Origin of the sequence: Saccharopolyspora dendranthemae (genome assembly GCF_007829955.1) — a bacterium.
GTDB lineage: Bacteria > Actinomycetota > Actinomycetes > Mycobacteriales > Pseudonocardiaceae > Saccharopolyspora > Saccharopolyspora dendranthemae.
On sequence record NZ_VIWX01000004.1, the window covers coordinates 142,795 to 162,980 of the forward strand.

Annotated in this window: 18 protein-coding genes; 7 read left to right on the plus strand and 11 right to left on the minus strand. The window is 68.7% G+C overall.

Features of this window, described 5'->3' with window-relative positions:
• Positions 1 to 101: 101 nt before the first annotated feature.
• From FHU35_RS19390 to tatA, 9 genes are all read right to left on the minus strand, one after another.
• Complete coding sequence (locus FHU35_RS19390) at positions 102 to 854, minus strand: hypothetical protein (RefSeq protein ID WP_145741763.1); 753 nt, start codon at positions 852 to 854, stop codon at positions 102 to 104.
• A 440-nt stretch (positions 855 to 1,294) separates the two neighbouring features.
• Positions 1,295 to 3,004, minus strand: a complete 1,710-nt coding sequence (locus FHU35_RS19395) for an FAD-binding dehydrogenase (protein ID WP_222429452.1) — start codon at positions 3,002 to 3,004, stop codon at positions 1,295 to 1,297.
• A 245-nt stretch (positions 3,005 to 3,249) separates the two neighbouring features.
• The gene (locus FHU35_RS19400; RefSeq protein ID WP_145741768.1) at positions 3,250 to 3,567 is read right to left on the minus strand and encodes an SCO6045 C-terminal-like domain-containing protein; all 318 of its coding nucleotides are present in this window, start codon (positions 3,565 to 3,567) and stop codon (positions 3,250 to 3,252) included.
• Positions 3,564 to 4,373, minus strand: a complete 810-nt coding sequence (locus FHU35_RS19405) for an MbnB/TglH/ChrH family RiPP precursor modification enzyme (protein WP_145741771.1) — start codon at positions 4,371 to 4,373, stop codon at positions 3,564 to 3,566. The genes FHU35_RS19400 and FHU35_RS19405 overlap by 4 nt, the downstream gene beginning before the upstream one ends.
• Positions 4,373 to 4,912, minus strand: a complete 540-nt coding sequence (locus FHU35_RS19410; protein WP_145741774.1) for a hypothetical protein — start codon at positions 4,910 to 4,912, stop codon at positions 4,373 to 4,375. The genes FHU35_RS19405 and FHU35_RS19410 overlap by 1 nt, the downstream gene beginning before the upstream one ends.
• 12 nt (positions 4,913 to 4,924) lie before the next feature.
• Positions 4,925 to 5,215, minus strand: coding sequence for a TIGR04222 domain-containing membrane protein (locus FHU35_RS19415; RefSeq protein ID WP_145741776.1), 291 nt, complete (start codon positions 5,213 to 5,215; stop codon positions 4,925 to 4,927).
• A 126-nt stretch (positions 5,216 to 5,341) separates the two neighbouring features.
• Positions 5,342 to 5,569 carry a hypothetical protein gene (locus FHU35_RS19420; RefSeq protein WP_145741779.1) on the minus strand — a complete coding sequence of 76 codons (228 nt, stop codon included), beginning with the start codon at positions 5,567 to 5,569 and terminating at the stop codon, positions 5,342 to 5,344.
• Positions 5,570 to 5,703: 134 nt separating this feature from the next.
• On the minus strand, positions 5,704 to 6,567 hold the full coding sequence (locus FHU35_RS19425) for an SDR family oxidoreductase (protein WP_145741781.1): 864 nt from the start codon (positions 6,565 to 6,567) through the stop codon (positions 5,704 to 5,706).
• A gap of 176 nt (positions 6,568 to 6,743) precedes the next feature.
• Positions 6,744 to 6,962 (minus strand): Sec-independent protein translocase subunit TatA, encoded by a 219-nt coding sequence (gene tatA / locus FHU35_RS19430; RefSeq protein ID WP_145741783.1) that lies wholly within the window; start codon positions 6,960 to 6,962, stop codon positions 6,744 to 6,746.
• Between the two features lie 301 nt (positions 6,963 to 7,263).
• Between tatA and FHU35_RS19435 the strand changes: the two genes are divergently transcribed.
• Positions 7,264 to 8,664 (plus strand): MFS transporter, encoded by a 1,401-nt coding sequence (locus tag FHU35_RS19435; protein ID WP_246110423.1) that lies wholly within the window; start codon positions 7,264 to 7,266, stop codon positions 8,662 to 8,664.
• Between the two features lie 120 nt (positions 8,665 to 8,784).
• Here FHU35_RS19435 and FHU35_RS19440 read toward each other — a convergent pair whose 3' ends face one another.
• Complete coding sequence (locus tag FHU35_RS19440; RefSeq protein ID WP_145741787.1) at positions 8,785 to 9,198, minus strand: DUF6463 family protein; 414 nt, start codon at positions 9,196 to 9,198, stop codon at positions 8,785 to 8,787.
• Between the two features lie 139 nt (positions 9,199 to 9,337).
• On the opposite strand from FHU35_RS19440, the gene FHU35_RS19445 reads away from it, so the two are divergent.
• Positions 9,338 to 9,907 (plus strand): TetR/AcrR family transcriptional regulator, encoded by a 570-nt coding sequence (locus FHU35_RS19445; RefSeq protein WP_145741789.1) that lies wholly within the window; start codon positions 9,338 to 9,340, stop codon positions 9,905 to 9,907.
• A gap of 69 nt (positions 9,908 to 9,976) precedes the next feature.
• Here FHU35_RS19445 and FHU35_RS19450 read toward each other — a convergent pair whose 3' ends face one another.
• On the minus strand, positions 9,977 to 11,074 hold the full coding sequence (locus FHU35_RS19450) for a 3-deoxy-7-phosphoheptulonate synthase (RefSeq protein ID WP_145741792.1): 1,098 nt from the start codon (positions 11,072 to 11,074) through the stop codon (positions 9,977 to 9,979).
• 582 nt (positions 11,075 to 11,656) lie between these two features.
• Between FHU35_RS19450 and FHU35_RS19455 the strand changes: the two genes are divergently transcribed.
• From FHU35_RS19455 to FHU35_RS19475, 5 genes are all read left to right on the plus strand, one after another.
• A complete protein-coding gene (locus FHU35_RS19455) occupies positions 11,657 to 16,069 on the plus strand; it encodes an ATP-binding protein (protein WP_145741794.1) in 4,413 nt (1,470 codons plus the stop codon).
• A 25-nt stretch (positions 16,070 to 16,094) separates the two neighbouring features.
• Positions 16,095 to 17,123, plus strand: coding sequence for an FkbO/Hyg5 family chorismatase (locus FHU35_RS19460; RefSeq protein WP_145741796.1), 1,029 nt, complete (start codon positions 16,095 to 16,097; stop codon positions 17,121 to 17,123).
• Positions 17,124 to 17,292: 169 nt separating this feature from the next.
• Positions 17,293 to 18,672 (plus strand): glycosyltransferase, encoded by a 1,380-nt coding sequence (locus FHU35_RS19465; RefSeq protein ID WP_145741798.1) that lies wholly within the window; start codon positions 17,293 to 17,295, stop codon positions 18,670 to 18,672.
• A 7-nt stretch (positions 18,673 to 18,679) separates the two neighbouring features.
• Positions 18,680 to 19,852 (plus strand): cytochrome P450, encoded by a 1,173-nt coding sequence (locus FHU35_RS19470; protein WP_145741801.1) that lies wholly within the window; start codon positions 18,680 to 18,682, stop codon positions 19,850 to 19,852.
• 51 nt (positions 19,853 to 19,903) lie between these two features.
• Positions 19,904 to 20,101, plus strand: a complete 198-nt coding sequence (locus FHU35_RS19475) for a ferredoxin (RefSeq protein ID WP_145741804.1) — start codon at positions 19,904 to 19,906, stop codon at positions 20,099 to 20,101.
• Positions 20,102 to 20,186 lie beyond the last annotated feature (85 nt).

The following is a 20,186-nucleotide window of genomic DNA, read 5'->3' on the forward strand; positions in this document are numbered from 1 at the left end:
GTTCATCTGCACAGCTGTGGCGCTGCGCGCTGTTGGTAGAACAGAAGCCTTGGCCTACCCCCGCCGGGGGTTCATCCACCCGCACTGAAAACCCCACCACGCTACGGGGAACGTGGCTGGACCAACTCGCGACTACGAGAGATCGCCAAGAAGCAAGCGATCTCCAACGAAGTCAGAATGACCATCAGCGAAGAACCGAACTCACCGATGTTCGAACCGTGCGTCTGGGCTGAAACCGACGAGGTCGATTTCAGCAGGTCTGGAACCTCCAGCGCGGCAACCGCAACCATCCCCGCGACCAGCCCCCACAGCAGCACCCTGCTCGAGAACAGCAGGACCAGCTGCGGGTGCACCTCACGCAGGGACTTCCACTTTTCCGAACCATGACGACGAGCGACATCGCGCCACAACAAGACGACCGCGAACAGTGCGGCGAATAGCAGTCCGGACTGCACCGTGCCCAGATCTTCTGAAGCCGGCTCGCCGGGCCGTTGTACACCGAAGATGTATTCCGCGGATCCGACCAGCACCGAGTCGACCGACAACGCGAACGCCGACCAGATCAGAAGTGGGGACCGCTTCCGGACGATGTCTTGGAGGTATTCGGCAAGCTCGTTCAGCTTCCTGTCCAGCCATCCGTCGGAAGGCTCGTCCCCCTGCCGGGGCGCCGTGTCGGTGCAACGAACGGTCACCTCCTGATTCGCCCCCTTGGGAAGGGTGATGTTCACATCACCATCTACTCTTCCCGCTTGAATCAGGCTCTCGACGCGGGACTCGCGAACGCTGTTCCGGACCGCACGGCGTGCGTCCTCGCTGGTCTCCCGTTGTCGATCGCCGGACTCGTTGGCCGCCACTCAGATACCCCCAGACCTTCAACCCAACGAAGCCGGCATCTTAACCTGCCCGCGACACAGTGGTGCGCAACTCGTGACCTCGCGCGGCCGTCAAGAATTCACACGCCCTGCACAACGGATACGTTCACAGAATTCACCACGATCCTGCCTGAAGCGAACGCTAGCGACGATTGCCTCGGCCGCGTCCACCGCGCGATGGACTTCCGCCTCCGCAGACCCGTGGATAGCTGCTCACGGTGCAGCCGGGCCAGTGCTCGATCAACGCATTCGTCCCCACGAGCCGAGCGCTGGCGCAGCAGTTCCGCAACCGGTTCCGTGAAACGAGTCGGTGCGTGCACGTCGAAGCAGGCGGGCACCGAGCGGCCGCAAGCCGTTCGGTGCCCGCCTGTGCGCTGGGATTCGGTGAACGTCCTCTCGAAGACTTCGAGCAGTCCCCCGGCTCAGGCGGTCTCCGCTGCTGCTGCTCGGCCGGCTTGTCGTCCTGAGAAGAGGCAGCCACCGAGGAAGGTGCCTTCGAGGGCGCGGTAGCCGTGGACGCCTCCGCCTCCGAAGCCCGAGACCTCGCCTGCGGCGTAGAGGCCGGGGATGGGGTTGGCGGCTGCGTCCAGGACCCTGCCGGAGAGGTCGGTTTGGAGCCCGCCGAGCGTTTTGCGGGTCAGGATGTTCATGCGGATGGCGATCAGGGGCCCGGCGTCCTCGTCGAGGATCTTGTGCAGCTGCGTGGTGCGGACGAGGCTGTCGCCGACGTAGGCCAGGGAGTTGCGGATCCCCATGATCTGGTCGTCCTTGGTGTAGTTGTTGTCGACCTGGCGGTCTCGCTGCACCAGCTGGCGCTCGAGGTCGCCCGCGTCGAGCAGGTTCGTCCCGGCGAGCCGGTTCATCCCCGCGACCAGCTCCGGGACGGTGCGCGCGGTGACGAAGTCCTCGCCGTGGTCCTGGAACGCCTTGACCGGCGGCGGGGTGCCGTTGAGCGCTCTGCTCGCGAGGTAGCCCGCCAGGTCCTTCCTGGTGAGCTCCGGGTTCTGCTCCGAGCCGGAGAGGATGAACTCCTTGTCGATGATCTTCTGGTTCAGCACGAACCACGAGTAGTCGTAGCCGGTGTCCTTGATCAGCTTGAGCGTGCCCAGGGTGTCGTAGCTGGGAATGCCGGGGTTCGGGAAGCGGCGTCCGCGGGCGTCGAACCACAGCGAGGACGGTGCCGCGAGAACCCGGATGCCGTGGTTCGGCCAGATCGAGTCGTGGTTGGCCAGGCCCTCCGTGTAGTGCCACATCCGGTCGCGGTTGACCAGGCGGGCGCCCGCGCTCTCGGTGATCCCCAGCATGCGGCCGTCGACGTGGGCGGGGACGCCGGTGACCATGCGCTCCGGCGGCGCGCCCAGCCAGTCCGGCCAGTTCTGGCGGACGAGGTCCTGGTTGCCGCCGATTCCACCGGAGGTGACGAGGACGACGGGAGCGTGCAGTTCGAAATCGCCCACCCTGGTGCGGGAACTCGGCGTGCCGCGTGGCGCGTCGCTGGGTTCCAGGACTCCGCCGCGCACACCGTTGACGACGCCGTTGGTGGTGGTGAGTTCGTCGACCTGGTGGCGGAACCGGAAGGACACCAGCCCCCGCTCGGCTGCTTCCCGCACCCTCTTCTCGAACGGCTCCATGACACCGGGACCGGTGCCGAGCGTGAGGTGGAAACGGGGAACCGAGTTGCCGGGCCCGTCCGAGAGCTGTCCGCCTCGCTCGGCCCAGCCGACGACGGGCACCCACCGCACGCCCATCTCGTGCAGCCAGGACCGCTTCTCCGTCGCGGCGAACTCCAGGTAGGCCTCGGCCCAGCGCTTCGCCCAGTAGTCCTCGCCCAGCGGGTCGTCGGGACCTCGGTCGAAACCGGCGTTGCCGAACCAGTCGTCGCGGGCCAGCTCCAGCGAGTCCTTGATGCCGGCCAGCCGCTGCTCCTCCGAATCGATGAACAGCAGTCCGCCGAGCGACCAGAACGCCTGCCCGCCGAGGCTGGCCTCGGGTTCCTGGTCGAGCAGCAGGACCTTGCGGCCCGCGTCGGCGAGCTCCGCGGTGGCCACCAGCCCGGCGAGCCCACCGCCCACGACGATCACGTCTGCGTCGGCACCGGAGGAGTTGCGGGGTGCGCCGAGCGCGGCGCTCATGGGCCACGACGCGCTCATCGCAGCCGCACCACCGCTGATGAGCGCGGAGCGGCGACTGATCATGCCCTTCTCGCGAGAGTTCATGTCATCCCTTCACCGTTCGGTCCCGGCGTCCGAGTGAACACCTGTTACCGCGCACGGCACAAGATCACGGACAAATCGTTAAGATTCCGAGAAACGGGCGGAAAACCCTCAAATTCCCCATCATTCCCAGAATGCGGAGCGGCCTTTCCCGGGACGAGCGCTCAGCGTCGGCGCTTCCACGGGCGGTTGCGGCGGGTGATCCAGCGGGCGAACCGCGTTGCGTCGGCGCGGGCCCGTTGCCCGGGCCGCCGGGGGTGCTCGACCGCGTAGGAGTCGAAGAGCGGCTGGAAGCGCTCGCCGAGCTCCTCCGCCAGCTCCGGCCGCAGCTTCGCCACGACGCGGCGGCGCTTGTTCAGCAGTGCCCGCTGCTGAACCCTGAGCTGGTCCTGGTCGAAACCGGGCGGGGCCTCGGCGTGACCGAGCAGCGCTGCGAGGAGCTGTTGTTGCTGCGCGGCAAGGCGTTCCCTCGGGTCGCTCATCGCGCGATCGCCGCGCGGATGGCGGCGAGCTCGGCGGCGAGTTCGTCGTCGGACGGGTACCGGTCGTCGCGTTCCAGCATGACTCCCGGCGGGGACGTGCGGGCGTGCAGCCGCGCCAGCAGGTCGAGGACTTCGGGAACGACCGGGTGCGCGTGCGTGTCGTGGTAGATGCCGTCCTGCCAGGTGCCGCCGCCGACGTGCACGTACGCGATGCGATCCAGCGGCACCGTGTCCAGGAACTCCTCGGGATCGGTGCCGAGGTTGTGGGCGTTGGCGTGGAGGTTCGCGACGTCGAGGATCAGCCCGCACCCGGTGCGTTCCACCAACCGCGCCAGGAACTCCGCCTCGGTGAACTCCGCGTCGGGCCATTCCACCAGCGCGGCTACGTGTTCCAGCGCCAGCGGCACCGGCAGCAGCTCCTGCGCCTGACGCACGTTGTCGACCAGCACGTCGAGCGATTCGGAAGTGCGAGGCGGGGGCAGGATGTGCCCGGCTTCCCACTGCCCGGCCCGGGTGAACGCGACGTGATCGCTCACCAGCGGTGCGTCGAAAGCCGTGGCCACGCGGGCGAGGTGGCGGACGCGTTCGGTGTCGAGCGGCTCGGCTCCGGCCAGCGACAGCGAGACGGCGTGCGGGAGGACCGGGAGTCCGCGTTCGCGGATCAGGCTCAGCGATTCGGGGAGGCGACGCGGGTCGACGTCCTCGGCGACGCACTCCACGAAGTCCACGTCGAGACGTTCCACGGTGAGGTCGATCTCGCGACGCCAGCCGATTCCGACGCCGAGGCGCGGTGTTCCGGCATCCATCAGCCGCCGCCTCCTCCGCCGCAGCCACCACCGCCGCCTCCGCAGCTGGACGACGTGCCACTCGCGGCTCCGCCTCCGGATCCTGAGGTGTTCAGCAGTCGCACGACGGTCGCATCCGGGTAGGCGCTCAGCCCTGCGACCGCCACGAGCTCCGCGGCCGCACCCCCGGCGACCGTCCCCAGCACCGCGGCGTTCGTCCTTTCAGCGATCGAGGGCGGCGTGCCCACGACATCGCCTGCGTCCGTGCGCAGTGGATCACCGCACTTGTGCGCGGCGATCGCCCAGATGACGAGGGTCGCCGCCAGCGCCAAAACCAGGAAGCCGACCGGGTAGCCGAGCCGAACCCCGTTCACACCCCGCACCACCGCGGTCAGCGCGAGCAGCGGGAACCCCCACACCAGCACGCCCAGCACCGCCTGCGCGCGCGGCCGGACGAGGAGGCCTTCCTCGACGAGCCGTTGGCGAAGGGTGTCGCAGTGACCGCTGAGGCGGATCGCCTTGCGCGGCGAGGCGAGCGTGCCTTCTGCCCCGACGGGCACCAGCACTTCGCGTTACACGGCGTCATCCTCGCCGTCAGTACTGATGCGGTGCAGCTTCCGCGACCGGGTGACCCGGACACGTCCGGCCTCGATCAAGCCCGCCAGCGCCGTGTCGGCGACCCGGTCACTTCCCCCGTGGAGGAAGGCCCGTTCGTACAGGCCGAGCACGTGGCTATCGGTTCGGGACTTGCTCGCCTGCTTCACCACCGTGCGAACGACCACGACGATCGCGCACCACACGACGAGAGCGATGCCGTACAGGAGCAGAAACTCCGGGCCGCTGAGTCCCCACGGCTGTTCCATGCCCACCTCATCACGATCCGAACGGACCCGCACCCCGCGAATCCACCCCGTTGGACGCGCGGGCACCACCCCAGGTTCCACCAGCGACGCAGCATTCCGGCTGCACCTCGCTGGTCAATCCGCGGTTCAGCTGCGGGAATCGGCCTGCGCGGTGACGGCGCGGCGCGATCCGATCACCGCGCCCAGCACGGCAACGCCGTGACCAACGACGGCCAGGTAGGAACCGCTGCCGGTCACCACATCGACGAGCACACCGCCCAGCGCCCCGGCGGCGAAACCCGCCCACGCGCCGATCAGTCCGAACAGCAGGGTCCGGCCCGGCGGTGCACTGGTCGTCACCACCACGATCGCCACGACGATCAGACTTATCAGAGTTACAGAGAACGTTGGCATCAGCATGGGCCCACCGTGCGCTCGCACCCGGCCACCAGGATCCGGGCGAACCCGGAGACGCACCCGGAAACCCGCTGCTGATCACCGGACGCGCCTCAGCCCGTCGTTCCCCCGGTGGTCGCGAGCAGCTCGTCCGAGACCGCCCAAAGGCGTCGGCGAACATCGTCGTCGTAGGAGGTCTTGCTGGTGGCGACCGGGCGTCGCTTGACGAAGTACTTGCCGGTGACGTCGGCGACCTCCGGCGAGTTGGCCAGGTGGAGGATCGTGTCCGCGCCCTTCTCCGGGGAGATGCCGAAACCCGCGTAGAAGGCACCGATCAAGGCCCGTGCGACGCCGTGGGTCCCGTTCTTGAAACCGGACGCGACCGTACCGGGGTGCATCGCGTTGACGGTGATGCCGGAGTCACGCAGGCGTTCGGCGAGTTCGTAGGTGAACAGGATCTGCGCGAGCTTCGACTGCCCGTAGCCACGCATCGGGTTCCCGCTGTTCCGGCCTTGGAGATCGGCGAAGTCGATCTTGGACCCCTTATGGGCCAACGAACTGACGTTGATCACCCGCGCACGTTCGGCGTTCTTCAGCTGGTCGAGCAGAAGGGTGGTCAGCAGGAAGTGGCCGAGGTAGTTGCCCGCGAACATCGACTCCAGGCCCTCGGAGGACTCGCGCCGGGTCTGCGTCACTCCCCCGGCGTTGTTGACCAGCACGTCGAGCTTCGCGTGCCGGTCGGTGAACTCGCGGGCGGCCCGGCGGACCTCGGCCATCTCGGCCAGGTCGACGACGATCAGCTCGACCTGCTGGTTGCCCGTCTCCGCGATGATCGCTTCGCGGGCCGCGGCCCCCTTGTCGGCGTTGCGGCACAGCATGACGACGGTCGCCCCGCTGCGCGCGAGTTCGAGTGCCGTGACGTACCCGGTGCCCGAGTTCGCCCCGGTCACGACGCAGACCCGCTGATCGGTGCTCATCGATCTCCCCGTGGTGTAAGCAAGTGGTTACTTCGAGGGTAACCGCCGGGACCTCGCGGTCACCGCGAGCCGATGCCGAGAGGAAACGGGGTGCGAAACCATCCACGGCCATTCCATTGTGGACCTCTGGTGGCCGAACGGTGGCGATCGAGTCGACGCAGGGCTCGACCGGAACCTCATCCGGATTCCGCGGACCCGCGAGGGCTTCCCGGCTCCGCTTCGGTGTTGTCGCGCTGAGCTGCTTGATCGTCGTCTCGGAGCCCCCGGGCTTCGGCCTTGAGCACGCGGGCCGACTGCCCCAGCGAGCGGGCCATCTGCGGCAGCTTGCTCGATCCGAACAGCAGCACCACCACGACGAGCACGACCAACCAGTGCCAGGCGCTCAACGATCCCATTCGTCCCTCCGGATTTCGTTCCCCATCAATGGAGAGCAAGCTTAGCCCGCGTGACAGACGCTGACGGTCGCATCGTGATCGAACGATCATTTCAAATGCACTCGCCGTTCGGGGAATTTCCGCCCGCAGAACACTGATGCATGGTTTGCCCGATTTGATTGCAAGTTGCCTTGATTCGCTTTCGCCGGATTGGGCAGGCTCAATTTATTCCACTACTGTCGATCGCCATGTTCGCGTTCCGCAGGAAAGCATCAGCGCACCGGCCTCCCACCGCCGTCACCTCGCTGAGGCGGTGGTTCGGGTGAGCGAGAGGAACGAGGAACCCGGCCTTTCCTCCGGTGTCCGCACCGTCGGCGGAATCACTGTCGTGGACCCCTCACTGGTGCGTCGCGCGGTCGCCGCTGCAGCCGTGGGAAATGTGACCGAATGGTTCGACTTCGGCGTGTTCGCGTACATGGCGACCACCATCGGCAAGGTCTTCTACCCCCAGTCGAGCCCGACCGCTCAGTTGCTGGCGACGTTCGGCACATTCGCGGCGGCGTTTCTCGTGCGCCCCCTCGGCGGGTTGTTCTTCGGGCCGCTCGGCGACCGGATCGGGCGCACCAAGGTGCTCGCCACGACGATGATCATGATGGCGGCCGGCACGTTCTGCATCGGCCTCATCCCCAGCCACGACACCATCGGTCTGGCCGCGCCCGCACTCCTGCTGCTCGCCCGGTTCGTCCAGGGCTTCTCCACCGGCGGGGAGTACGGCGGCGCGATGACGTTCATCGCCGAGTACGCCCCGGACCGCAGGCGCGGATTCCTCGGCAGCTGGCTGGAGTTCGGCACGCTGACCGGGTACATCTTCGGCGCGGTGATCGTCGCCGTGCTCACCGCCGCGATGCCGGAGCAGGAACTGCTGTCCTGGGGCTGGCGAATTCCGTTCCTCATCGCGGGACCGCTGGGCATCGTCGGCATGTACCTGCGGCTGAAGCTGGAGGAGACCCCGGCCTTCGCCAAGCTCGTCGAGACCCACGAGGCCCGCGAAGCCGAGTCGGCGACCACGAAGTTGCGGGACATCTTCCTCCGGCACTGGCCCGCCATGCTGATCTGCGGTGCGCTGGTGCTGGTGTTCAACGTGACCAACTACATGCTCACCGCCTACATGCCGACCTACCTCTCCGACGAGCTGCCTCCGGGGATCAGCTCGACGGAGTCGTCGGTGCTGCAGATCGTGGTCATGGCGCTGATGCTCGCGGTCATCACCTTCATCGGCAGCGCCAGCGACAGGTTCGGCCGCAAGCCGGTGATCATGACCGGGTGCATTGCGCTCGTGGTCCTGTCGGTGCCTTCGGTGCTGCTCATCCAGCAGAACACCGTTCCGACCGTGTTCTCCGGACTGCTGATCATGGGGCTGATGCTGGTGGTCTTCAGCGCCACGATGCCCTCGACGCTTCCCGCGCTGTTCCCGACCAACATCCGTCAGGGCGGCCTGTCGATCTCGTTCAACATCTCGGTGTCGCTGTTCGGCGGCACGGTCGCCACGGTCATGACCGCGCTCATCGCGGCCACCGGCGACCTGATGTGGCCGGGGTACTACCTCATCGGCGCAGGCGTCCTCGGCGCGATCGGCATCTGGTTCACCGAGGAATCCGCCGGACGTCCCCTCCCGGGCTCACCGGCCTCGGCCGCGCCAGAGGAGGCCAGCACCGCGCGCTGATCGCCGAAGACCGTCCGGCGCCCCGGGCCGGAAGGCCCCGGCACCCACTCCCGAAGAAGCCCGCACCCTCCGCGTCGAGCAACGTCGACCCCCAGCGACGGCGTTGCTCGACGCGGACACTCAGCCCGCCTGCGCCGTTGCGGCGCTCTCGACCGGACCTTCACGGCGTGCCCGCTGGATGCCGGTGAGCAGGAGAACGGTGGCGACCAGGAGGATCGGCCACGGGGTGCGCAGGAGGACGACGGCGCCGACGAGAGTCCAGGCTCCGAGCGCCCACGCGATGAACGATGGCGGCGTGATCCGCTTGCTGTGCATCCACAGCACGGTCGCGCCGACCACGATGAGCGGCGGGCCGAAGCTGGCGAGGCTGAACCAGTAGGCGCTGTTGGCAGGGCTCATGGAGGCGAGGTCGTCGTACCAGAGGGCTCCGGTGAACCAAGAGCCCGCGTGCAGGGCGGCCTGCTTCACCGTCAGCGCACCGAGCGTGTGGGCGGCTCCGAAGAAGATGATGAGCCAGCCGGCCGATTTGATCATGTGCTCTCCCCAGTTCTCGTGCCGAGCGGATCGATTCGACTCGGCAGCCCAGGCCACCGTTGTACGGTGGCGTATAAGGTAACGTTAGGGCCGTTGTGCGGGTCCGTACAACTGGTGCCGAAGTGAGGTGGACCACACGATGGGAGCGCTCCGCACGCCGCGGGAGAAGTGGGTCGAGCAGGCCCTGCAAGCGCTGGCCGCCGGGGGCATCGACGCTGTGCGGGTGGAAGCGCTCGCCAAGGCACTCGGAGTCACCAAGGGCGGGTTCTACGGCTACTTCACCGACCGCGACGCGCTGCTGGAGGCGATGCTGGAGGCCTGGGAGCGCGAGAGCGTCGACGACGTCCTCGACCGGATCGAGCGGGAAGGCGGCAGCGCGCTGGACAAGGCCCGACTCGCCGGACAGCTCACGTTCTCCGGCGACCGGCTGCTGTCCGTCGATCTGGCCGTGCGCGACTGGGCGCGGCGCGACGAGGCGGTCGCCGAACGTCTGCGCCGAGTCGACAACCGGCGCATGCAGTTGCTGCGCGACGCGATCAGCACCCGGTGCTCCGATCCCGAGGAGGTCGAGGCTCGCAGCCTGCTCGCCTTCTGCGCGGCCATCGGCAACCACTTCCTCGCCGCTGACCACCCCGGCCAGACCCGCGCACAAGTCCTCGCCCGCGCCGGCGACCTCCTCCTCCAGCCGCCGGGAGACACCGCGCGGTGATCGACATCCGAGCCGATCCGCACAACGACCGCGACGAGGACGCGCGACCGATCGAAGAGCGAGGACGGCTCAGCGGGTGATCGTTGCGCGCCGACTCCTGACCGCTGCGGCCAACCGGTGCAGCAGGGAGGTCGTGGTCGGCCAGTCGAGACAGGGGTCGGTGATGCTCTGGCCGTAGGTGAGCCGGTAAGCGTTGCCGAGTTCGAGGTCTTGGCGGCCCGCGATGAGGAAGCTCTCCAGCATGAGACCCGCGATACCCGGTTCGCCGGAAGCGATCCTGGCGACCACGTCCCCTCCTACCTCGGCTTGGCGTCGGTGGTCCTTGCCGCTGTTGCCGTGACTGGCGTCGATGAGGAGGCGTTCGGGGCGGTTCGCCTCGCGCAGGCGAGTCACGGTGGCGGCCACGGTGGCCGGGTCGTGGTTGGGCCCGGTCGAACCGCCCCGGAGGATGACGTGGCAGTCCTCGTTCCCCGCACTGGTCAGGAGGGCGGCCACGCCGTCCGGGGTGATGCCGGTGAAGACGTGCCCGGCGGCTGCGGCGCGGGTGGCGTCCACGGCGACCTGCACATCGCCCTCGGTGGAGTTCTTGATGCCCACCGGCATCGGCAGGGCGCTGCAGAGCTGGCGGTGCACCTGGCTGGCCGAGGTGCGGGCGCCGATCGCGCCCCAGCTCACCGCATCAGCGATGAACTGCGAGAGGATCGGGTCCAGGAACTCGCATCCCACCGGCAGTCCGAGCGAGCCGATGTCCAGCAGGAGCTTGCGGGCCGTGCGCAGGCCCTTGTTGACGGCGAAGCTGCCGTCGAGCTCCGGGTCGTTGATCAGGCCCTTCCACCCCAGGGCCGTGCGCGGCTTCTCGAAGTAGACGCGCATCACCACGTGCACGTCGTCCTGGACGACGGCGGCTTCGCGGGCCAGGCGCTGGGCGTAGTCCATGGCGACGTCCGGATCGTGCACCGAGCAGGGTCCGACCACGACCAGCACGCGATCGTCGCGCCCGGCCAGCACGTCGGCGGTCGCGGCGCGCCCGTGCCCCACGGTCTTGGCGACCTCCGGGCTCATCGGATGTTCCTGGCGCAGCAGCGCGGGTGAGAGCAGCGGGTTCACGGCGGTGACCCGCTGGTCGTCCAGGCCCGGTGAGGCCGCAGGACCTGCGGTCAAAGTCATGGCGGGGAGTTCCTTTCGGGTGACCGGCCCGCCGCGGCGACCGCGAGCCGATCGGGACGCTCCGGCTCGCGGTGAGGAGTCAGCGCGCGACGGGAGAAGCTCCGCAGGCCGGCTCATCTCGGCCTGACCAAGCAGAGCCAGGACGACGACAGCCGCGTTGATACCGCTCGCAGCGACCGTAGCACCCGAACGCAACCGCCCGAGCGTTCCCGAAGCGTCGCTGTCGACACCCGTTGCGCGTCTTGGATTGTCGTTCGAGACGTTCACCATCCTCCATCCACACAGGACGCGATGGACCCGTCCTCGCAGCACAGGGCGACCGACGTGAGACATGCCGCGGGCGATCCGATCCCACCTCCAGCACGCCGCTCCCCGACCGAGAAGTTGATCACCGCCAACAATCCGGCATTTCCCTAGTTGTTCGCGCCGTACGCTTCTGTCGTGTTTCGCGCCAGATCCCGGAACGGGCGATGCGGGACGTTGGTGCGCCCGTCAGTAATCGACCATTGTGGACAGGTCGCGCTCGGCGCCCGGGTGCCCCGACGCCTCCTTCCGCACGCGGGTACTCGGGAGGCTTGAACGATGTTCAGCCGTGTCGCCATCGTCAACCGTGGAGAAGCCGCGATGCGGCTCATCCGCGCCGTCCGGGATCTGTCGGCGGAGATCGGCAAGCCGATCGAGACCGTCGCGCTGCACACCGATGCGGACCGCGACGCGACCTTCGTGCGGGAAGCCGACGTCGCGCAACCGCTGGGACCCGCTGCGGCCCGCCCCTACCTCGACCACGGCGTGCTGGAGCGCGCGCTGGTGGAATCCGGCGCCGACGCCGCGTGGGTCGGCTGGGGATTCGTCGCCGAGGACCCCGCGTTCGCGGAGCTCTGCGAGAAGATCGGCATCACCTTCGTGGGACCGAGCGCCGAGGCCATGCGCCGGCTCGGCGACAAGATCGGCGCGAAGCACATCGCCGAGGAAGTCGGCGTGCCGGTCGCCCCGTGGAGCCGTGGCCCGGTGACCACGCTCGACGACGCTGTGCGCATCGGCGAGGAGATCGGTTACCCGCTGATGCTCAAAGCGACCGCGGGTGGCGGCGGGCGAGGCATCCGCAAGCTCTCCTCCGCAGCGGAGCTCACCGAGTGCTACGAGCGGGCCGGCCAGGAAGCGTTGCGCGCCTTCGGCTCCGGAACCGTCTTCCTGGAACGGCTGGTCACCGGCGCTCGGCACGTCGAGGTGCAGGTCATCGCCGATGGTCAGGGCACCGCGTGGGCGCTGGGCGTGCGGGACTGCTCGGTGCAGCGGCGCAACCAGAAGATCATCGAGGAGTCCGCTTCGCCCGTCCTCGATCCCGACCAGGTCGCCGACCTGAAGGTCTCGGCCGAACGGCTCGCCCTGGCCGTCGGCTACCAGGGCGCCTGCACCGTCGAATTCCTCTACCACCCCGGGGAGCGGCTGTTCGCCTTCCTCGAGGTCAACACCCGCTTGCAGGTGGAACACCCGATCACCGAGGTCACCACCGGTACGGACCTGGTCCGACTCCAGCTGCACGTGGCCTCCGGCGGCACGTTGGAAGGAACGCGACCCGCCGAGGTGGGGCACGCGGTGGAGGCACGGCTCAACGCCGAAGACGCCGACCGCGACTTCGCACCCGCTCCCGGACGCGTCGCGCGGCTGGTGCTGCCCGCTGGACCTGGCATCCGAGTGGACGCCGGTGTCAGCGAGGGCGACGTCATCCCGCCCGACTTCGACTCGATGATCGCCAAGATCATCGCCTGCGGCAGCAGCCGCGAGCAGGCCTTGGCCCGGCTCCGCCGCGCGATGGCCGAGACCGCGGTGATCGTCGAAGGCGGCACCACCAACAAGAGCTTCGTGCTGGACCTGCTCCACCGCCCCGAGGTCATCGACGCCAGCGCCGACACGGGCTGGATCGACCGCGTGCGCGCCGAAGGAGACCTGGTCGGCGGCAGGCACTCAGGCGTGGCCCTGGCCGCGGCCGCGATCGACGGCTACCTGGAGCAGGAGGAGATCAGCCGCCACCGGCTGCTGGAGACCGCGCACGGCGGGCGCCCGCAGGTGCAGCACGACCCCAGCGCGCCGCTGGCGCTCAAGCTGCGCGGCGTCGGCTACCGGGTGAGCGTCGCCAGGGCAGGGCAGAAGCGCTTCCGCGTCGGCATCAGCAGCGGCGGTGAAGTGCGCACCGCGGAGGCCGAGGTCGAGCGGTTCGACGCGCACACCGGCCGGATCACCGTCAACGGGCGGACGTTCAAGCTGACCGCCGCAGCGCACGGCCCCACCCACGTCATCGAGATCGACGACGTCACGCACCTGATCAGCCGGGACGAGGGCGGCGTCCTGCGCTCCCCCTCTCCCGCGCTCGTCGTGGCCACCCCGGTGTCGGAGGGCGAGGTGGTCGACGCGGGCGCGCCCGTGCTCGTGGTGGAGAGCATGAAGATGGAAACGGTGCTGCGCGCGCCGTTCCGCGCGCGGATCAGCGACCGCCCGGTGTCGGTGGGCAGCCAGGTCGAGTCCGGCGCGCCGCTGCTGCGGTTGGAGCCGCTGACCGACGGAGCCGAGCAGTCCGAGCCCGCTGCCGCGGCAGTCGAGATCGAACTCCCCGCGCAGCCCGTGCTGGAGGTGTCCGAGCGAGCGAAGCGCGGTCTTCGCGACCTCCACGACCTGCTCCTGGGCTTCGACTCCGAGGATCAGCACCGCCGACGAGTTCTGGCGGACTACCTGGCCGCACGCGCGGAACTGCGCGGCGGCCCCTGCGCCGACGAGCTGGACGTGCTCGCGGTGTTCGCCGACCTCGCCGAGCTGAGCCGCGACAAGCCCCGCGACGAGGACGATCTCGATCCGGCCGTCCCCGTGCACAGCCCCCGGGAGCACTTCCACCGCTACCTGAAGAGCCTGGACGTGGAGCGGTGCGGTGCCGGCGAGGCGTTCCAGGCGCAGATCGAGCAGGTGCTCTCCCACCACGGCGTCACCGAGCTGGACCGCGCTCCCGAGCTGGAGATCGCGATCTTCCGGGTCTTCCTGGCGCTGCAGCGGATCTCGGACGACGTCGTGGTGGTGTCCGAACTGCTGACGCGACTGCTGGCCGGACCGCCTCCGGACCAGCCGCTGCACGAGCGCGCGCGAATCGTGCTGCAGCAGCTGGCCGGTGCGACGCAGGTGCTCTTCCCCGAGGTGTCGGACCTGACCCGCGACGTGCTGAAGCGGTGGTTCCAGCTGCAGATCCCGCGCGCCGCGCGCGACCCGTTGCACGGGAAGCGGACCGACGTGGCGCAGCCGGCGCGGCCGACCGACGACTACCAGCAGAAGGTGCTGCGCGCGGCCCGGCGGGGCAACGTCTACCCCTACGAGCTGATCGACGTGCTCACCGGCTTCCAGGGACGTTTCGTCGAGCACGACTTCGACGAAGTCGGGGTGCTGGCCCCGGTGGACCGGCCGAAGGGCGGCAACACCTCCGCGATCATCGTCGGCGTCGTCACCACCCCCACCGACCTTCACCCCGAGGGGGTGACACGCGTTGTCCTCCTGGGTGATCCGACCCACTCGCTCGGGGCTCTCGCCGCCCCGGAGTGCGAGCGGGTGATCGCGGCGCTGGACCTGGCCGAGCAGATGCGCGTACCTCTGGAGTGGTTCGCGCTGTCCGCCGGCGCGCGGATCTCCATGACGTCCGGAACCGAGAACATGGACTGGATCTCGGCCGTGCTCAAGCGGATCATCACCTTCACGCAGGACGGCGGTGAGATCAACGTCGTGGTGGCGGGCATCAACGTCGGTGCCCAGCCGTACTGGAACGCCGAGGCCACGATGCTCATGCACACCAGGGGAATCCTGGTGATGACACCGGATTCGGCGATGGTGCTCACCGGCAAGCAGTCGCTGGACTTCTCCGGTGGCGTGTCGGCCGAGGACAACTTCGGCATCGGCGGCTACGACCGCGTCATGGGGCCGAACGGCCAGGCCCAGCACTGGGCGCCGAACCTCGCCGCTGCCGCCGACGTCCTGATGGCCCACTACGAGCACACCTACGTCGCTCCCGGCGAACCCGGTCCACGACGGGCGGTCACCACCGACCCGTTCGACCGCGACATCTCCGACTTCCCGCACGCGGCCGACGGCAGCGACTTCACGCGGGTCGGCCAGATCTTCTCCCCCGCGCACAACCCGGAGCGCAAGAAGCCCTTCGACATCCGCGCGGTGATGCGCGCCGTGGCCGACCTGGACCACCCGGTGCTGGAGCGCTGGGCCGACATGGCCGACGCCGACACCTCGGTCGTGCAGGACGCGCACCTCGGCGGGATTCCGGTGTGCCTGGTAGGAATCGAGTCGCACTCGGTGCAGCGCACCGGTTTCCCGCCCACGGACGGTCCCGACGCCTACACGTCGGGCACGTTGTTCCCCCGATCGTCGAAGAAGACCGCGCGCGCCATCAACGCGGCCAGCGGGAACCGGCCGCTGGTGGTGCTGGCCAACCTGTCGGGGTTCGACGGCTCACCGGAGTCGATGCGCGAGCTGCAGCTGGAGTACGGCGCCGAGATCGGCCGGGCCGTCGTCAACTTCGTGGGCCCGATCGTCTTCTGCGTGATCTCCCGCTACCACGGTGGTGCTTTCGTGGTCTTCTCCAAGGCCCTCAACCCCAACATGACCGTGCTCGCCGTCGAAGGCTCCTACGCCTCGGTCATCGGCGGCGCCCCGGCAGCGGCGGTGGTGTTCTCTCGCGACGTGCAGAACCGCACCTGCGCCGACCCCCGCGTGGCCAAGCTGCAGGACCAGATCGCCGCTGCCGAGGGCGCTGAGCGGGACGCGCTGACCGCGCAGTTCACCGAGGTTTCCGCAGCGGTCCGAGCGGAGAAGCTCGGCGAGGTCGCCGCGGAGTTCGACCGGATCCACAGCATCGAGCGCGCGGTCGAGATGGGATCGGTGGACTCGATCATCAGCGCCGCCGAGCTGCGGTCCCGCATCATCGCGGCCGTCGAGCACGGCACGACCTGACATCGACCCTGGAGAGCGACTTTCCATGACACAGCAGCAGAGCGCCACCCTGCCCGCTTCGAAGTTCGCGTCCCTCGACGAGCTCGACGAGGACGCCGGAAACGTGCTCGGCATCATCAACTACACCACCGGTGCCGCCGACCCCGACACGTCGCGTGGACACCTCCGGCTCGACATCCACATGGCCCACGGCGACAGCGACTCCTTCTCCGAGGTGTGGACGACGGATCTGCCGGTGGAGTCGGGGGAATCCGGTGGGATCGCCTACGCCCACGACGGCGAGCACCTGCTGTGCGCCGGCCGGATCCCGCCGGGCGACGGTTACGCGTCCGGTACCCGTGCGGCGTACGCGCGGACGTTGGAACTGATGGCCGAGCTCGGCTACCACCACTGCGCGCGGATGTGGAACTTCGTCAACCGCATCAACGAGGACAACGCCGACGGCCTGGAGATCTACCGGGACTTCTGCAAGGGCCGGGCGGAGGCCTTCGAAGCGCACCGCTTCAACGACTCCTCCGTACCCGCCGCGACCGGGATCGGGTCGCTGGGCGGCGGAATCGCCTTCTACGTGCTGGCCTCGCGCACCGGTGCGCTGACACCGCTCGAGAACTCCAAGCAGGTCTCGGCGTACCACTACCCGGAGCAGTACGGTCCCCGGCCACCGAAGTTCGCCAGGGCCACCCACCTGAGCGTTCCCGGCTTGGACAGCGCTTCCGGGCAGATCTACGTCTCCGGCACCTCCAGCATCCGCGGGCACGAGACGCTGTTCGCCGGTGATGTCGAGAAGCAGACGCTGCTGGCGCTGGAGAACGTCGCGCACCTGATCGGACCCGACACGCTCTCCCACCACCGGATCGACCAGCGCAGCACGCTGGCCGACCTCGACACCATCAAGGTCTACGTCCGCAACCACGACGACATCCCCGCAGTGCGGCGCATCTGCGAGGAGCACTTCTCCCCCGACGCCCAGGTCGCCTACCTCAACGTCGACGTCTGCCGCGCCGACCTCTCGGTCGAGTTGGAGGGGATCGTGCGCTCCGCGAACCTCCCGTAGTCCCGTCAACGATCCGCAACGCCGGCACCAGGTGCTTCCCGACCCGGCACCGTCGGAGGACTAGGGCTTCTCCTCGACCTTCCCGCTGGAGCGGGACAGCACGAGACCCCGTCCGGCACGCTTCCCGGAGTGCCACGTCGGCCCGCCCACACCGAAGGGTGCTTTGTCCATGAGCTCGACTCAACGGCCGATCCTGTTCGTCAGCCTCCCGGAAGCCGGTCTGCTCAACCCCCTGCTGGTGCTCGTCGAGGAGCTCTCGCGCCGGGGTGTGCCGGACCTCTGGTTCGCCGCGGACGAGAAGGCGCGAGCCGGGGTGGAAGCCGCTCAGGTCGGCTCGCCCATCCAGTTCTTCTCCCTCGGTGAGGTGACCCCCGAGATGTCCTCGGTCACCTGGGACGACGAGACCTACCGCAGGGTCACGCAGCGCTCGCGGTTCAAGGCCCACCGCGCGGTCATCGAGCAGACCCATCGGCCCGAGCAGCGGGTGCCCAAGTACCGCGCCTTGGAGGAAGCGGTCGACAAGGCGCAGCCGGCGCTCATGGTCATCGACTGCATGTGCCGGTTCGCCCACGAGCTGGCGATGACCGAGAAGATCCCCTACGTGCTCAGCGACACCTTCGTGCCGAGCTACCTGCTCACCTCGCCGGTGCCGATCGGCAAGTCCTACACCCCAGCGGACTTCCCCGCTCCGAACTCGGGGCTGCCGCTGCAGATGAACGTCCGCCAGCGCCTGGCCAACCGGTTGTTCAAGTGGCGCACGCTGAGCCTGGCGTTCTCCTCGATGATGAAGGAGCGCAACGCGCGCGACACGCAGGTGCGCGCCGAGCTGGAAATCGACCCGGCCTCATTCGGGCAGTTCACCCGGATCGAGGCGGCCGAACTGGTGCTGTGCTACGCCGTTCCCGAGATGGACTACCCGTTCGAGATCCCCGAGGTGCTGCACACCGTCGGTGCTGTGGTCCCGCCGTTGCCGCAGGCGCCGGGCGAGGAGCTCACCCGATGGCTGGACGAGCGGGAGTCCGTGATCTACGCGGGTTTCGGGACGATCACGCGGCTCACCGCGAAGCAGGTGCGCTCGTTCGTGGAGGTGGTCCGCCGCCTCGACGGCCGGCACGACGTTCTCTGGAAACTCCCCCAGGACCAGCAGAAGTGGCTCCCGGACGACCTGCCCGGCAACCTCCGCATCGAGGAGTGGGTGCCGTCGCAAGTGGACGTGCTGGCCCACCCCCACGTCAAGGTCTTCTTCACCCACGGCGGCGGCAACGCCTACACCGAGGGCGTCCACTTCGGCAAGCCCATGGTGATGCGACCGCTGTGGGTCGACTGCTACGACCAGGCCGTGCGCAGCCAGGACGTCGGCGTGAGCCTCACCCTCGACAAACCGCACGACATGGATCCCGACGACGTTCTCGACAAGCTCACCCGAGTGCTCGACGGCGCCTCCTTCCGGGAGCGCGCCGAGCACCTGGCCGAGCTCCAGCGCGCCGCCGGAGGCCGCACCACCGCGGTCGATCTCATCCTCGGACTTCCCGCGCTCACAGTGGATTGATGCCTCGATGGACACAGAAGAGAAGCCGGTCCCGTTCATGCTCCGTCGGCCGGGAGTGTCGTTCCCGCCGCCTGAATACGCGCAGTTCCGGGAGCGACCCGGCCTGACCCGGGCGGAGCTCCCCACCGGGGACGTCGTGTGGTTGGTGACCAGGCACGAAGACGTCCGCGCCGTGCTCACCGACCCGCGGATCAGCTCGAACCCCGCGCACGAGGGCTTCCCCGCACCCGGGCGCACGGGCGGGGTGCCCGCCGCGACCGAGATCCCCGGCTGGTTCGTGTCACTCGACCCCCCGGACCACACGAAGTTCCGCAAGCAGCTGCTGCCCGAGTTCACCGTGCGGCGCATCCGCGCCCTGCGGCCCGCCATCGAGGCGATCGTCGACGAGTCGATCGACGCGATGCTCTCCCGCGGCAACAGCGCCGACCTGGTCGAGGACTTCTCCCTCTCCGTGCCGTCGCTGGTCATCTCGGCGCTGCTGGGAGTGCCCAAGGTCGACCGCGCGTTCTTCGAGGCCAAGACCAAGGTCCTGGTGACGATCAACTCGACCGACGAGCAGCGCGACGAGGCCAGCAAGCAGATCCTGCGCTACCTCAACAGGCTCATCGCGATCAAGCGCAAGCGCCCCGGCGACGACCTGCTGAGCAAGCTCGGGGCGAGCGACGAGATGTCGGTCCGCGAACTCTCCGGCGTCGCGATGCTGCTGCTCATCGCCGGGCACGAGACCACGGCCAACAACATCTCGCTGGGCGTGATGACCCTGCTCTCCCACCCCGAGTGGGTCAACGACGACCGGGTCGTCGAGGAGTTGCTGCGCTACTACTCGGTGGCCGACATGGTGGCGCTGCGGGTGGCCACCGACGACGTCGAGATCGGCGGGCAGCTGATCAAGGCGGGCGAGGGCGTGGTGCCGCTGGTCGCCGGCGCGAACCACGACTCGACCATCTTCGAGCGGCCCGACGAGTTCGACCCGACCCGTTCCGCACAAGGTCACGTGGCCTTCGGCTACGGCGTGCACCAGTGCCTCGGGCAGAACCTCGTCCGGCTGGAGATGGAGGTCGCCTACTCGAAGCTGTTCGAACGCATCCCGACGCTGGAGATCGCGGTCCCGTTGTCGGAGCTGCCCTTCAAGTACGACGGGATCCTCTTCGGACTGCACGAGCTTCCGGTGCGGTGGTGACGGTCTCGCACCGGAGCGACCGAGGTGTCCCCGCAGAGAGGTGAGGAAAACATGGCTCAGATCGTCGTGGACGTGACGCGGTGCGTCGGGGCGGCGCAGTGCGTGCTGTCGGCACCCGACCTGTTCGACCAGGACGACGACGGATTCGTGATGTTGCTGGAGGAACGGCCGTCGGGGGAGTTGGAGAAGTCCGCCGGCGTGGCCGCCACGCTCTGCCCGTCGCAGGCGATCACCGTCCAGGAGACCTGAACAGTCCAGGTGTGGTCCCCGGTCATCTCGTGGTGGCCGGGGACTTCGTCTGTCCTGTGGCACTGAACGGGCGTGTCTTCTCCCT

Excerpts from the sequence above, each read along its gene's own strand:
- FHU35_RS19395 (WP_222429452.1), bottom strand. The coding sequence starts at position 3,004 with ATGAGCGCCGCGCTCGGCGCACCCCGCAACTCCTCCGGTGCCGACGCA.
- FHU35_RS19425 (WP_145741781.1), bottom strand. The coding sequence starts at position 6,567 with ATGAGCACCGATCAGCGGGTCTGCGTCGTGACCGGGGCGAACTCGGGC.
- FHU35_RS19440 (WP_145741787.1), bottom strand. The coding sequence starts at position 9,198 with ATGATCAAATCGGCCGGCTGGCTCATCATCTTCTTCGGAGCCGCCCAC.
- FHU35_RS19465 (WP_145741798.1), top strand. The coding sequence starts at position 17,293 with ATGAGCTCGACTCAACGGCCGATCCTGTTCGTCAGCCTCCCGGAAGCC.
- FHU35_RS19400 (WP_145741768.1), bottom strand. The coding sequence starts at position 3,567 with ATGAGCGACCCGAGGGAACGCCTTGCCGCGCAGCAACAACAGCTCCTC.
- tatA (WP_145741783.1), bottom strand. The coding sequence starts at position 6,962 with ATGGGATCGTTGAGCGCCTGGCACTGGTTGGTCGTGCTCGTCGTGGTG.
- FHU35_RS19475 (WP_145741804.1), top strand. The coding sequence starts at position 19,904 with ATGGCTCAGATCGTCGTGGACGTGACGCGGTGCGTCGGGGCGGCGCAG.
- FHU35_RS19470 (WP_145741801.1), top strand. The coding sequence starts at position 18,680 with ATGGACACAGAAGAGAAGCCGGTCCCGTTCATGCTCCGTCGGCCGGGA.
- FHU35_RS19460 (WP_145741796.1), top strand. The coding sequence starts at position 16,095 with ATGACACAGCAGCAGAGCGCCACCCTGCCCGCTTCGAAGTTCGCGTCC.
- FHU35_RS19415 (WP_145741776.1), bottom strand. The coding sequence starts at position 5,215 with ATGGAACAGCCGTGGGGACTCAGCGGCCCGGAGTTTCTGCTCCTGTAC.
- FHU35_RS19405 (WP_145741771.1), bottom strand. The coding sequence starts at position 4,373 with ATGGATGCCGGAACACCGCGCCTCGGCGTCGGAATCGGCTGGCGTCGC.
- FHU35_RS19455 (WP_145741794.1), top strand. The coding sequence starts at position 11,657 with ATGTTCAGCCGTGTCGCCATCGTCAACCGTGGAGAAGCCGCGATGCGG.
- FHU35_RS19450 (WP_145741792.1), bottom strand. The coding sequence starts at position 11,074 with ATGACTTTGACCGCAGGTCCTGCGGCCTCACCGGGCCTGGACGACCAG.
- FHU35_RS19445 (WP_145741789.1), top strand. The coding sequence starts at position 9,338 with ATGGGAGCGCTCCGCACGCCGCGGGAGAAGTGGGTCGAGCAGGCCCTG.